This is a genomic window from Lysobacterales bacterium (genome assembly GCA_016721845.1).
Taxonomy (GTDB): Bacteria; Pseudomonadota; Gammaproteobacteria; order Xanthomonadales; family Ahniellaceae; genus JADKHK01.
On sequence record JADKHK010000008.1, the window covers coordinates 183612 to 197685 of the forward strand.

General features: G+C 64.3%; 7 protein-coding genes. 3 read left to right on the forward strand and 4 right to left on the reverse strand.

All coding sequences use genetic code 11. From position 1 onward, the window contains the following. Positions 1-71 precede the first annotated feature (71 nt). From IPP28_06365 to IPP28_06375, 3 genes are all read left to right on the forward strand, one after another. Entirely contained in the window at positions 72-728 is a 657-nt protein-coding gene (locus IPP28_06365) for a response regulator transcription factor (GenBank protein ID MBL0040665.1), read from the forward strand. A 376-nt stretch (positions 729-1104) separates the two neighbouring features. Beyond that, a complete protein-coding gene (locus IPP28_06370) occupies positions 1105-2190 on the forward strand; it encodes a sensor histidine kinase (GenBank protein ID MBL0040666.1) in 1086 nt (361 codons plus the stop codon). Beyond that, positions 2187-2744: a response regulator gene (locus tag IPP28_06375; protein MBL0040667.1), complete on the forward strand. Its 558-nt coding sequence runs from the start codon at positions 2187-2189 to the stop codon at positions 2742-2744. The genes IPP28_06370 and IPP28_06375 overlap by 4 nt, the downstream gene beginning before the upstream one ends. A gap of 28 nt (positions 2745-2772) precedes the next feature. Here IPP28_06375 and IPP28_06380 read toward each other — a convergent pair whose 3' ends face one another. From IPP28_06380 to IPP28_06395, 4 genes are all read right to left on the reverse strand, one after another. After that, positions 2773-3189 carry a response regulator gene (locus IPP28_06380; GenBank protein ID MBL0040668.1) on the reverse strand — a complete coding sequence of 139 codons (417 nt, stop codon included), beginning with the start codon at positions 3187-3189 and terminating at the stop codon, positions 2773-2775. Further along, on the reverse strand, positions 3176-8347 hold the full coding sequence (locus tag IPP28_06385) for a PAS domain S-box protein (protein MBL0040669.1): 5172 nt from the start codon (positions 8345-8347) through the stop codon (positions 3176-3178). Before IPP28_06385 ends, IPP28_06380 begins: the two co-directional genes overlap by 14 nt. 48 nt (positions 8348-8395) lie before the next feature. Next, positions 8396-11593 (reverse strand): EAL domain-containing protein, encoded by a 3198-nt coding sequence (locus tag IPP28_06390; GenBank protein ID MBL0040670.1) that lies wholly within the window; start codon positions 11591-11593, stop codon positions 8396-8398. Positions 11594-11734: 141 nt separating this feature from the next. After that, the gene (locus IPP28_06395) at positions 11735-13978 is read right to left on the reverse strand and encodes a hypothetical protein (protein ID MBL0040671.1); all 2244 of its coding nucleotides are present in this window, start codon (positions 13976-13978) and stop codon (positions 11735-11737) included. Positions 13979-14074: the final 96 nt, after the last annotated feature.

The window sequence follows — 14074 nt, forward strand, 5'->3', positions numbered from 1 at the left end:
CGCGCCATCATCCGCAGCAATGGCGTGTCCCGGAATGCCGGGCCATTCTCGACGTCCGAGAGGCGGGATAGATGGATCTTGAAGCGCACGATCAGGCTCCGGAATTGCGCGGACTGGTGTTCGTGGTCGACGACGATCCAGGCATGCGCTCGGCATTGACCCGGCTGTTCATCTCCGCCGGGGCAAAGGTGTCGTCCTTCGATTCCGGCCAGCAGCTGCTTGCGGAAGAACGCCTCGATGAAGTCGACTGCATCGTGCTCGACCTCAGGATGCCGCAGATGAGTGGCCTGCAAGTGCAGGCGGCGCTGAACGATCGCCAATGCCGCGCGCCGACGCTGTTCCTGACCGGTGCCGCCGATGTGCCCGCCGCCGTGTCGGCGATGCAGGGCGGCGCATTCGACTTCATCGAGAAGCCTTTCGACAACACCCATCTGCTCGCCCGCGTTCGCTCCGCCATCCAGCACGGCATCCAGCAACGCCATCCGGCGAAGTCTCAACAGGCCACAGAGCTGGCCGATTTCCGGCGCAGGTTGTCGTTGCTGACGCCGCGCGAACAACAAGTGCTGACGCAGGTCGTCACCGGACAGACCAGCAAGCAGATCGCGCGTACGCTCGGGGCCAGTCATCGCACGATCGAAATCCATCGTGCGCACGTGATGGAGAAGCTTGCGGCCGCGACACTGGCGGACCTCGTCCGCATGCATATCCTGTCGAGCGCAGCCAACTAGCGGGCAAGCCCGGCGCATAGGTATCCGTGCGTATGGAAGCGTGATCGTGCAGCGCCTAGGCTGTGCTCATGGACAATCGTTCTTCGTCGAAATTCGTCGATGCAGGAGTGATGTCAGCCGCCGGGAGCTTGCCATGCCGATCGTCTCACTCGACACTTCATCCGCGGACGCCGGCGTCAGCGAGCGTCGTTCCAACGGTTCGTTTGCTCCGCCCGGAGGGTCAGCTGTGTCGATCGAGCCGTTGCTGCGCACCGCACTGAAAGATTTCCCCGGCGGCGTCTGGCTGCTGGATCCCGATGGACAGATCGTGGTCCGCAATACCATTGCGAAGGATCTGGAGTTGCGACGCTGGCGGGTCGGCGAGCGCATCGCGACGATGTGGGAGGCGGTTTTCGATCCGCGGCTTCAGGCGAAATTGCGCGAGTGGGGGCGCTATTGTGCCGAATTCGAACTGGTGACCGACAGCGTCGAAATCGCGCTGGTCAGTCGCGTCGAACTCCAGCTCGCCCTGGTCGAGGACGCCGATGGCGCGCTGCTCGGCATGTCGATCCACTCGCGCGACACCAGCCGCGAATGGTCGCGTGAACAGGCGCTCCAGGATCGTCATGTCGAGCTCGAGCACGCCTACAGCCAACTGAAGCAGGCGCAACTGCAACTGCTGCAATCCGAGAAAATGGCGTCGATCGGCCAGCTTGCCGCGGGTGTCGCGCATGAAATCAACAATCCGATCGGCTACGTGCATTCCAACCTCGGCACCCTCAAGGGATATGTGCAGAGCCTGTTGTCACTGATCGATGTCTACGAGCGAACGGGTACCTCGTCGCCGCAAGTGGCCGAACTGCGCGGTCGGGTCGATTTCGAATACCTGAAGGGCGATCTGCCGCAGCTGGTCGAGGAAAGCCGCGAGGGCATCTCGCGCGTCCGCAAGATCGTCGGTGACCTGCGCAACTTCTCGCATGCCGGCCAGATCGCGAGCGAAGAATGGATCATGGCCGATATCCATCACGGCCTGGAAAGCACGCTCAACATCGTCTGGAACGAGCTGAAATACAAGGTGGAACTGACCCGGGACTATGCCGATCTGCCCTTGATCGAATGCATGCCCGCGCAATTGAATCAGGTCTTCATGAATCTCTTGATCAATGCCGGTCAATCGATTCGCGAGCAAGGACGGATCGTCCTTGGCACTCGCATGGTCAACGACAACGAGATCGAAGTCTCCGTGGCCGACAGTGGCGAGGGCATCGCGCCGGAGCACCTGCAGCGCATCTTCGATCCGTTCTTCACCACCAAGCCGGTCGGTGCCGGTACCGGGCTTGGCCTGTCGCTCTCCTACGGCATCATCCAGAAGCACAATGGAAGCATTCGCGCCGAGAGCAAGCTCGGCGCTGGAACGACCTTCATCGTGCGCCTGCCCGTTCAGCAGCCCGTTCGTGAACCCATCCAGGGAGTCGTGTCGTGACCAGAATTCTTCTCGTTGACGATGAGCCGAACATTCTCAGCAGCCTGCGTCGTGTCATCAATGCCATGCCGTGGTCCGCAGTTGGCGAAACGCCGACCGTCGACACGTTCAATTCACCCGTGGCCGCGCTCGAGCGCGCAAACGAAATGGCATTCGACCTGGTGATTTCGGACTACCGCATGCCGGAGATGGACGGCGTCAGCTTCCTCGAACGCCTCGTGCAGATTCAGCCCAGCGTCGCGAGGATCATCCTCAGCGGCTACGCCGATCTGCAGGCGCTGGTGGATGCGATCAACAAGGTCCAGATCTTCCGGTTCGTGTCGAAACCGTGGAACGACTTCGAACTGACCACGTCGATCGTCCAGGCCATCGAACAACGTCGCCTGATTGTCGAAAACCAGCGACTCGCCGATCAGTTGCGCGTGAAGCAAGGTCAGTTGAGCCGGCATGAACTCGAATTGCGTCGCCTCGAATCCGAATATCCCGGACTGACGCGGATCAAGCGCGGCTCGGACGGATCGATCGATCTCGGCATCGATTTCGACCAGGCCTGACCTTGCCGGTGCATCGCCGGCGGCGAGGCTAGACCTCGGGCAGTTCCGCGATATCGAACCAGTGCAGGTTCAGGATGCGGACCAATTCGACGAAATCGGCGTGACTGGTCGGCTTGCAGATGAAGGCATTGGCCCCCTCGCGGTACACGTGCTCGACATCGTCCGGGTGACGGCTGGTGCTGATGACGACCACCGGCAGTTGACGAAACGCGGGGTCGGCCCGGATCTCGCGGAGCGCTTCCCGGCCGTTCTTGCGGGGCATGTTCAGGTCGAGCATCAGCAGCGCCGGAAACGGATGGCGGCCAACGCTGGCAAACTCGCCCTCGCGCTTCAGATACTGCATCACGTCTTCGCCATCCTTGACGAAATAGCGGGGGTTCATCACCGCTGCGGCAGAGAACGCTTCGTCGATGAGGGCCCGGTCGTCCGGATCATCTTCGGCGATCAGGATCGGGAGTCGCGTCTTCGGAAGTAGGTTCATCGTTGTGCTCCATCGCGATGGATCGCTGGCGCGCCTGTGGACCCCCCGGTCTGGCACGTGGATTGGACGGCAAAGTGATTTTGAACACTGAACCTACACCCGGTTGCCCCTCGGCGAACACCAAACCGCCGTGGCGGTTCACAATTCGTTTCACTATCGCCAGGCCGATGCCGGAGCCCTCGAATTCGTCTCGGGCGTGGAGGCGCTGGAAGGGTGCGAAGATCTTGTTCGCGTGGCGCATGTCGAAGCCGATGCCGTTGTCTTCGACGCGGATGCACCAGGCCGGCTGTCCCAGGAGGCGGGTTTCCGAGGCATCGATGCGGACCACCGGAGCACGATTCGGCGCACGGTATTTCAGCGAATTGCCGATCAAGTTCTGGAATAGCTGCCGCAACTGGGTCGGATCGCCCTCGATCGTGGGCAATGGTCCGACCACCACCTTGCCGCTGCTGCTGTCGAGCCGCAACGCCAGGTCGTCGGTCACGGCGGCGATCACGCCCGCGAGGTCGACCGTCGCAAACACCGCGGCCTTCGAGGTGACTTGGGAATACGAGAGCAGGTCATTGATCAGGGTCTGCATGCGCTGCGCCGCAGCAATCGCGCGGCCGAGGAAGTCCCGGCTCTGGTCGTTCAACTGATCGCCCTGGGATTGCAGGACGCGATCCGTGAACACCCGGATCTTGCGCAGCGGCTCCTGCAGATCGTGCGAGGCGACGTAGACGAACTCCTGCAAGCCCTGGTTTTGCGCATCCAGATCCTGCAGCAGGGCCTGCATCGCCGCTTCTGCCTGGCGACGAGCGGTGATGTCGCGGATGAATCCCGTGAACAGGCGGCCGGAGGCCAGCTTGACGTCGCGCACCGACAATTCGACCGGAAACAGGCTGCCGTCGCGTCGGCGACCGATCAATTCGCGACCGGTGCTGGGCAGCGCCATCTTGCCGGTCTCGAGGTAGCGTGCGATGAACATGTCGTGTTCGCTGGCCAGCGGTTCCGGCATCAGCTGAGCGACGTTCTGGCCGACCAGTTCGTCGAGACCGTAGCCGAAGATCGCCAGGGCATGCGGGTTCATCGATTCGATGCGGCCCCGGTCGTCGATGGTGATGATGCCCTCCGCGGCAGTATCGAAAATCGCGCTGAGCCGGGACTCGTGGTCCTGGAGTCGGTCCAGCATGCGTTGTCGCTCGGACACGTCGATGGCGATGCACAGTAGGGCGGGCTCGCTCTCGGGTCCGGTCCGCGCCAGGCTCCAGTGGGCCTCGATATTCACGATGTCTCCGTCTGCGGCGTGCAGCCGGATTTCCTCGCGCAGATCCGTTTTCGCCTGGAGTTCGAGCAGGACCTGGTCGACTTGCCCGGTGCCGATTTCGGCGATCTCCGCGAGCGGCTTTCCGATCATGTCGCGGCTGGATCGGCCGAACAGTCGTGTCGCGCCCTCGTTCCAGTAGCGCACCCGACCCTGCAGGTCGCAGACGAAGATGGCTTCGATCGCCTGATCGAGCAGCATCGACTGTTCGCGGATGAACTTTTCGTGCTCGACGCGTTTCATCTCCGCCGCCGTGCGTGCGGCGAAGACGCGCATCGTCGTCCACATGAAGCGGTTGGCGCGCAGATGGTCATGCAAGAGGCACAGGGCGCCGACCGGACGACCGTCGCTGTCATCGAGGCGCAAGCCGTAGAGCATCAATCCGACGCCGCCCGAAAACACGCTGGATGATCGCGTGTCGTGTTCGGGCCAGATGCAGGCGAACTGCGGCTGTCCGCGCAAATCGTAGAACGGCAGCGTGCTCTGGACGTAGGTGGCGGCAGGCAACGACACGCCGTCGCACGTTCCGGCGATCAGCGACACGCTCTCGTCGCGCGCATCGAGATAGCGGAACAGCAGCGCGCCACGCGCCTCCAGCGCATGCACGAGTTTGTCGAGCAGGTTGCCGAAGAACGCATCGTCATGTGCCTCGTAGGCCGACGCTGCGACCTGTGCGATGGCCTGATGCAGGCGATCCTGTTCCTGATTCAGGCGCAGTGCGGCAATGCCGCGCGACAGGTTGTCGGCGAGATCCTGCAGGATCGAGAGTTCCGGCGGTGCCGACACGATCGGCTCGCTGCCGTACAAGACGAGCACGCCAAACACGCGCTCGCGATTCTGCAGCGGCAGACAGATGGCCGAATACAGGCCGCTGGCCAGGGCGCGGGTCGACCAGTCGTCACCGCCCTGCGCCAGGTCCCGGACGACGACCGGAACGGCGCCATGGATGGCACGCCCCGGCGCACCCAGCGCGCCATGATCGGCGCCGGACCACTGGAACTCGGCCGTCGCGTCGAGTACCAGCGCCTGGGCGCGACCCTGCACGGCCATCGGGCGGATCGTCTGCGACAGGTCGTCCAGCGCGAAGCCGATCCAGGCCAGTTCGTAGCGGCCATCGGCCAGCGCCCGCCGGCATACCTCGTTCAGCAGCCAGGATTCGTCGTCGGCGGCAAACACGGCATCGCTGCAGGCCGACAGCAGGCGCAATGCGCGGTTGATGCGTTCCTGTCGCTGTTGCATCTCGCGCTGCGCGGTCACGTCGGACATGCCGCCGACCATGCGGACCGCCCGACCCGAGGCATCGCGCAGGACAAAGCCGCGATCATGGACATGCAGGCAGCGGCCGTCGCGGCCGAGATAGCGGTATTCGCTTTCCCATGCATCGATGACGCCGGTCACGGCCGCGTCGATGCTGGCGACGACGCGTTGACGGTCGCCTGGATGCACCCGCTCCGACCAGCTGGTGATGTCGCTGCCGTGGTAACCGCCGGGAATGCCGAACAGCTTGTCCATGCCGTCGCTGTACCAGACCGAGCGGGCGTCGATGTCCCAGTCCCACAGCGCGTCGGCGGTCGCGCGCGCGATCAGGCGGAAGCGCTCCTCGCTCTGCACCATGGCCTGGGTCATGCGTTCGCGATCGGAAATATCCTGGACGGTGGCCGCAAGCAGCCAGGCGCTGCCGTCGGGACGCCGCAGCAGGCGCGCGCGTTCGTGCAGGTGGCGGATCCTGCCGTCCTGCCCGGTGTGGCGGAAATCGAGTTCGAGATCGCGCTCGCCCGCGAGTGCAGCCTCGTGCGCCGACTGCCAGCGTTCTCGATCATCGGGATGAATCAGCGCCGCAATGTCGCCGATCGATGTCGGCAGCTGTACCGCGGTCAGGTCGAACACGTGGTTCAGGGCATCCGACCACTCCAGTCGATCACGCGCGGGTTCGTAGGCCCAATGGCCGAGTCCGGCGATCTCCTGGGCGCGAAGCAGGTTGGTTTGAAGGCGCAGCATCGCCTCGGATTGATCCTCGAGTTCGGACTGTCGACGTTCGGCCGTTTCGGCGCGCTCGCGCGCCAGTGCGGCTAGCCGAATGCTCACGGCAAGTAATGCGCATGCCACGGTGCCGATCAGCAGGAAGGCGCTCAGGATGCCCTGAGAGTCACCAGCGCTGCCATGGACGTGGGCTTCGATCTGGGCCGTCAACGAGTGATCGAGCAAGATCGGGCGCGTGATCGGTTGGCCATCCGCGAGGCCGCGCGACAGCAACGTCTGATCGCCCAGCTCGATTCGCACCGGGATCGCTCGATCCAGGATAGCGATCTGCTGGTTGAGAATCGGCGTCAACTCGAACAAACCGGCGACACCATGCCGATGCGTGCCGTCGCCGGCGAGGCTTGAGGAAAGCAGCATGCCGTCGTTGCCACAGGCCACGATCGCTGCGGCTGCACCCTTCGCGATGCCCTCGGCCAGGCGACTCAGACACTCGCCGAGTTCCGGCGAGCGCGACTGCACGTCGACGACGCGCCCGTCCGGGCCGACCAAGGCCATGGATCGCAGCGTTGGAAAGTCATCCAGGTAGCCACGGGCGTCATTCTGGAAGATGCGCAGTCGCTCCTCGGCCGAACTTGCATTCGCCGCTCGTCGCGCTGCGCGCCGGATCGTGTTCGCGCGCTCGACGGCACGTTCTGCGGACGTTTCGACCGCGATATCGAGCAGCCGTGCCAGTTCCTGCCTGGCATCCAGCTCGGTGCTCTTGTGCGCGGACAGCCAGACGGTGAGCACCAGCATCGCGCCGGCAAGCCCCATCAGCACCGGGGTCCACGGCATCGAGCCGCGTGCTCGCGGGGCGCTCTCCAGTCGCAGGGTCGCGAGCGCCAGACCCAGCAAGAGCAAACTCACGGCCGTCAGCAGTGCCATCGGGGTGGTGCTTCCCCATGACCGCATCATCGGCAGTTCCAGCAAATAGCCGGTCAGCACAAAGGACGCGATGACGCTCGCGGCGAAGCCGCACAGCCAGGTCATGGCCGCTCGTGACAGATGCTGCTTGCGGTCGAGCGGCAACACGACGATGCCGAACGCGATCAGCAGCGCGCCGATGGCGGTGTTCGGTGCCATTCGGCCGGGCTGCACGTGCTCGGCCACGATTGGATGCGGCATCAGCCAGCGACCGACATCCAGTGTCGCGCCCGCGAATTCTTCCAGCAGCGTCGCCAATGTGAAGACGAACACCGGAATCAGCAAGATCATCCCGGATCTTCGATGCCGATGCAGCGACAACCAGAACGAAACGGCGAGGCAGAACATCGTCAGCGCGGTGTTGAACTGCATGGGCACAAAGGCCGTCGCCGCCTGAACGATGACAGCGGTTCCGCTCCACCAGCCGATGCCGACCAGCAGCGAGGTTCCGGCCGCTGCCGCAACAGCCAGAATCGCGAACGCGTTCGGCTTCGCGCCGAGTTCGGGTCCAAGGGCCAGTGCCGCGATGATCGTGCAAGCCGCCAGTGTCGCGATGCCGGCCGTCGACGCGACAGGTATGGCCCCTGCGACCGCGGCAATCACCAGCCATTGCAGCAGCGCCACGGCCAGCGTGATCCGCACGAAACCTGCCCATGCGGGCCGTGGAAATCCGAGCGAGAGCATGGTTGATGCTGCAAGCAAGGCGCCTACGGCCGGCATCGATGCCGAGGCGGAACCGATGGCTCGGAAGAGCGCCAGCGCGAATACCGGTAGCAGCAGCGCACCAATCACCGCGGACGCCAGCCGCCAGCGATCGAACGGCGTGGCGCTCCCGCTTCGACTGACGTGCTGCGGACGATCCGGATTCATTCCCATCAGGCGATGTCCAGGCGCGTTCGGAAGAACGGCGATCGGGAGGGCGGCCTAACCGTCGAAACTCGAACCCTGTACGCGATGGAATGCGGCCTGGATATGCCCGCGAAGTTCATCGTCTTCCCAGGGCTTGGTCAAATACTTGTAGACCTCGCCGCGATTGATCGCCGCGGTCACCGCGCCGATGTCCGCGAAACCGCTGAGCACGAGCCGGACCGTCTGCGGGTACAGCGATTTCACCCGGCTCAGGAATTCGGTACCGCTCATGCCCGGCATGCGCTGGTCGGACAAGATCACCTGCACCTCGTTGACGGCCAGGAGTTCCAGCGCTTCCTGCGCGTTGCCCGCCTCCAGAATCCGGTAACCATCACGACGCAGCAGACGAATCAGCGACCGGCGGACATTTTCCTCGTCGTCGAGGATCAGTAGCGTGCGCTGCTCCTCGGGCGGGCCTTGTGGCGGAAGGTTGACTTGGGCATCGCGAAGCAGCGCGCTGATCGCATCTGCGGCGACGGGCTCGGAGAGAAAATGTCCCTGCAGCAGATCGCACTTGGCGCGACGCAGGTAATTGCGCTGGGCATCGGTCTCGACGCCCTCCGCGGTCACGCGCAGCCCGAGATTGTGCGCCACCGAAATCATCGTCCTGACCAACGTGGCATCGGTGCCGTCGACCACGACGTTCTTCACGAAGCTCTGGTCGATCTTCAACTTGTCGATCGGCAGTCGTTGCAGATAACTGAGGCTGGAATGGCCGACGCCGAAGTCGTCCAGCGCGAACCGAACGCCATGGGCGCGCAGTGCCTTCATCTGCGCCACCGCCTCGTCGATGTTGTCCATCAGCACGGACTCGGTCAGTTCCAGTTCGAGTCCCTCGGCCTCGATGCCGGTCTCGCGCACGATCGCCAGCACTTCGTCGATGAATCCATGGCGCAGCAATTGCACCGGCGAGACGTTGACGCTGACGACCAGTCCTGAAAATCCCTCGTTGGTCCAGCGCCGCAACTGTTCGCACGCGCTGCGCAGCAAGGCCTGGCCGAGCGGCAGAATCATGCCGTTGGCTTCGGCGATGTGGATGAACCGCTTCGGCATCAGCAGGCCAAGCTCCTTGCTGTTCCAGCGCGCCAGAGCCTCGACGCCGACGATCTGGCCATCATGCGCATTCACCTGCGGCTGGTAGTGCAGCAGGAACTCGCCGCGTGCAAACGCTTCGCGCATCAGCCAACCCAGGCGAACGCGGTCTTCCAGATTTTCCTGCAGATCGTGGTCGAAGGCGGTGGCGGTATTGCGGCCGCGCTGCTTGGCATGATGCATCGCGAACTCGGCCTGCCGGGTGAGTTCCGCAGCCTGCTGGGTGTCCTCGGTGCTGGCGCTGATTCCCGCCGAAGCGGTGAGGTGAAGTTCGCCGACGCCTTCGAGCAGCAGCGGAAGGGCGAGTTGCCTGCAGATGTCCAGGGCGACTTCAACGCTCGGCACGTCATCCCGGGCGCTCTCCAGTCCGACCACGAACTTGTCGCCGGCATATCGGGTGATCAGCGCGTCCGCACCGAGCAGGCCACGCAGGCGCACGGAGAACGCCTTGAGCGCGGCATCGCCAGCGGCGAATTCCATCGCGTCATTGATGGTGTGGAAGGCATCGATGTCGATGAACAGCACCAGCAGGCGATGGCCGGCCGCTTTCGCCGCAGCCAGCTTCAGCTCGAAACGATCCTGCGCGCCGGCGTAGTGCATCAGCCCGGTGAGCGCATCGTGGGTCTCCAGGTAGCGCCGCATGTCGTCGCTGCGGCGCTGTTCGGTGATGTCGGTCTGGATGCCGATGAAGTGGGTGATCCGCGACTGGTCGTCGACGACTGGCGAGACATTGAGGCGATTGAAGAAGAGACGGCCGTCCTTGCGCTGGTTGCGGATCACGACTTCACAGCGACTGCCTTCCTGGAGGGCGTGGCGAAGGACGTCCAGCTCCGGCTGGTCGCGCTGATCGCCCTGCAGCAACCGGCAGTTGCGGCCGAGCACTTCGTCCGCGCGATAGCCGGTGATGCGTTCGAATGCCGAATTCACGTAGACGAGCGGCTGATCGTGGGCACGGGCATCGACCAGCACGACGCCGTCGGTCGATGCTTCCATGGCGCGCCGAAGCAGATTCATCTGTTGCTGGCTGGCGCGACGCTCGGTGATGTCGAGCGCGGTGATCACCCGCCCCGGTGCGCCGTGCCAGACGATGTCGCGCTCGTGCACGTCGAGCAAGTGAAGCTCGCCGGCGGGATTCGTGTATTCCACCGGCTCATGGTTGGCGCGACGCAGGACCTCGGGCGGCAGCGTGCCGACCAGCGCATCGCCGCCGGTATCGAGCAGGGCGGCGGCCGAGGGATTGGTGAACTGGATGCGATCGTTCCCGTCGAGCACAAACAGGGATTCGGCCAGGTTCAGCAGCAGGCTGTTGGCGGTGTCGTAGCTCTCGCGGATCGCGGCTTCCGCTTTCAGTCGCGTCGTGACGTCCACGGCGACGACCAGCCGATGGGCTTCGCCGTCGACCTCGATGTCGCGGCGGACGATGTCGACCAGCAGTTCGCTGCCGTCCTTGCGGCGGTGGTTCCAGATGCCGGCGTGGAAGTGCGGCTCGACTTGATCGATGTGCTGTTCGTGGAATGCCAGGAAGCGTGCGCGTTCGCCGTCGTGGCGAAGATCGGTCAGCGACAGGCGCAGGAATTCCTCGTGGGAATAGCCGTACTGGCGCAGCGCGGCATCGTTCACGTCGATGATGGCGAGTGACTCGGTCCGGTAGACCCACATCGGCATCGGGCTGAGTTCGAACAGTTGCCGATATTCGTCCTCGCGTCTGGCCGCGAGTTTGGCCAGTCGATGGCGCTCCACCGAATAGCGAATGCTGCGTACCAGGCCGTCGGCCGTCAGGGTGTTCTTGGTCAGGTAATCGGCGGCACCGGCGGCCAGGCAGCGTTCATCGATCTCGGCATTGCCATGTCCGGTCAGCACGATGAAGGGCGGTCTCGACGGGTCCTGGGCACGGCCGACCATCAAGTCCAGTCCATCACTCCCGGCCAGCTGGTAGTCGAGCAGGACGACGTCGTGAGCGTGCGAATCGAGCGCCGCGTTCGCGGAGGCTTCGTCCGAGACCGCGTCGATCCGCATGCGCATGCCGTCCGGATGATTCGCCAGCATGTCCCGAACAATCATCACATCTTCGAGATCGTCATCCACCAGCAGCAGACGGATGGTGCCATTGCGTTCGTCCATGACATCCTCGACGCGGAAGACCCTGCCCAGACGATACAACGATGGTTCCCGGTTTTCTTCAGAACGGCCGAGGTCCGGGATCTTGTTCCCGGACCTCGGCTCAATGATCGCGCGCATGTGCACGGCGGTCCCGGTCGGTGATCAACGTGCGCGCAGCTGCAAGGTCGGGTCGCCCATCAGTTGCGTGCCCACGGTCACGTCCAGAAAACCCGCGCCCGCTGCGGCGAGCTCGTTGCTGGTCGCGACCAGCGCGTCGCCGATGCGCATCTGCGACAGCTTGGGAAGCAGGCGGCGGGCCAGTTCAACGTCGCTGTAGGTGAAGCTGAGTCCGCTCTGACCGATCATCGCGGCCACGCCGCCGGGCGAGGCCAGCAGTGCGCTCGACAGCGCGTTGTAGCGCGGATCGACGAAGTAGGTTCCCCAGCAACCGAATTGCACGAGCACGGTCGGCGGGGCATCAGCCAGATTGGCGACATCGCGGCTCGACAACAGCGCGCTGCTGCCCCAGGCGGTCGGGAAGCCGTGACCATAGAAGCTCACCAGTGCCTGCCCCGAGCGCAAGGCCGTCACGAGGTCGGTGCGGGCGGTGGCGATGTTGTTGGTCGCGTAGTCGTCGAGATCGAGACGGCTGGCTGCCCATGCGGTGCCGAGCTGCTGCTGCATCGTCAACGAGGCGTTCCGGAACGAATAGCCGGCGTCGGCACGATCCGACACGAGCAAGGCTTTTCCGGCGAACGGCGTGGCCGCGTAATCGAGCGTCTTCGCGATCATCGCATTCAGCTCGGCGTGATTGCGCGCCGGCAGGCGACCCACGGCGATGTCCAGACCGCCATCCAGGTCGACGTCGCCGTACATCGCGTCGGACGGCGCGAATCGCACCAGCGGATTGGTCGTCACGTAATGGGTCGGCACGAAGCTCATCGAGCCGAGTCCGAGGTGATTCTTGTAGTCGAAGCTGTCGCCACCGACGAGCAGCAGGTAGCGCGTCTTGAGGCGCTTTTTGGCGTAGGCGACTGCGGCCTGAATCGCCACCGGTTCGGCGCGACCGGCGTTGTAGTAGCGGTAGAGGTCTTCGACGTTGACGACCCGGGTGCTGATGCCCTGGCTGCGACGCGCGTCGACCAGCGGCGCCAGGTCCTCGATGAAACTCGGATGGCTGACGATCAGCAATTGCGCTTCGCCGCCGACCATCGGGTCGAATGCCGCCGCCGCGGGTGCGATTTCGGTCGGGCTGGTCCGGCTTCGGCGCAGGATCGTGACTTCGTCTCCGGCCCTGGACGAGAACGCGAAGCGGTAGGCGCCATCGGCATCGGCGCTGCCTTCGACCAGGTCGATCACGCCCTTGCGGTCGCGGAGCACGACGATGTCGCCATTGGCGCCGTTGACGACGTAGCTCTGTGCGCGCGAGCTCGTGTTGACGGTGAAGTGGATCGGCTCTTCGCCGAGCGTCAGTCGTCGCTGGTAGTCGACGCGGAAGCCTTCGACATAGACCACGTCGGATGCGAACCCGGTGTCGTTCGCCAGTTCCACGGACAGGGTGTTGCGGCCGCTCGTCATCGATTGCGTGGGAATCTTCGTCTGGAAGTCCTGCGCAAGGACGCCGTCGAAGCGGGCGCGTCCGATTTCGACGCCGTTGAGCAGGAAGCGCGCGCTGTGGTCGTCGCCGCTGCCGGAATAATCGAGGCCGCCGGTGAGGCTGACGGTCAGCGTGGCGACACCGATGTCCCCAGCCGGCATCGCTTCGAAGGTATCGATCGACCGGGTCGACGTGGCCCCGCTGCGGACCAGTCGTGCCGACGCCCACGGATCTTCGCTCTGCGCGCTGTAGTTGTATTCACGGTCCTGCGCGACCTTGGTGCTGACGTCGACGCTGTAAGCGCTGTTCAATGCCGCGGCCACGCCAACGTTCGCGAATCGCGTGGCGCTGCGGCGGTCGATCTTCAGACGATACGTCGCGGTATCGGTGTACAGGCTGTCGTCGACGGCACGACCGTAGAATTCGATCGCCGAGCCGGGACCGAACGCACTGCCGCCGCGAATGATCAGGGGAATCTTGTCGGCGCCGAGGCTGAGCGCCAGCTGGCTTGATTCGGCGCCGGAGAAGTCGATGCCGGCGGCGAGCAGGTCTTCGTGACTGACGCGACACCAGCCGGTCGCGGCGACACGAATCTCGGCTTCGTTGCTCGCGACTTTCGCATTCGGACGATTCCGGGAAGCGGCGCGAAAGGCATCCTGCTCGGCGCGGATCGCGGACCAGTCGACCTGACCGAGCGACGGTGTCGACGCGGTCGGGACGATCAATGGGGCACTCGATGCAACGGCTAGGCCGGGCATCGCCAGCAGACTCGACAACAGGGTGGACAACAGGGTTCGATGGACTTGCATGGCACACTCCTCGGCTGGTCGACGCTGTTGCGAGGAACCGGCGGGCCGGGCATCGCTGCAGCAAGTGCGATCAGGTTAGGAATGCGTGTGCACGGT

Bases quoted from the DNA above. Each gene is read 5' to 3' on its own strand.
- IPP28_06390 (MBL0040670.1), bottom strand. From the start codon at position 11,593: ATGGACGAACGCAATGGCACCATCCGTCTGCTGCTGGTGGATGACGAT.
- IPP28_06370 (MBL0040666.1), top strand. From the start codon at position 1,105: ATGTGGGAGGCGGTTTTCGATCCGCGGCTTCAGGCGAAATTGCGCGAG.
- IPP28_06365 (MBL0040665.1), top strand. From the start codon at position 72: ATGGATCTTGAAGCGCACGATCAGGCTCCGGAATTGCGCGGACTGGTG.
- IPP28_06385 (MBL0040669.1), bottom strand. From the start codon at position 8,347: ATGGGAATGAATCCGGATCGTCCGCAGCACGTCAGTCGAAGCGGGAGC.
- IPP28_06395 (MBL0040671.1), bottom strand. From the start codon at position 13,978: ATGCAAGTCCATCGAACCCTGTTGTCCACCCTGTTGTCGAGTCTGCTG.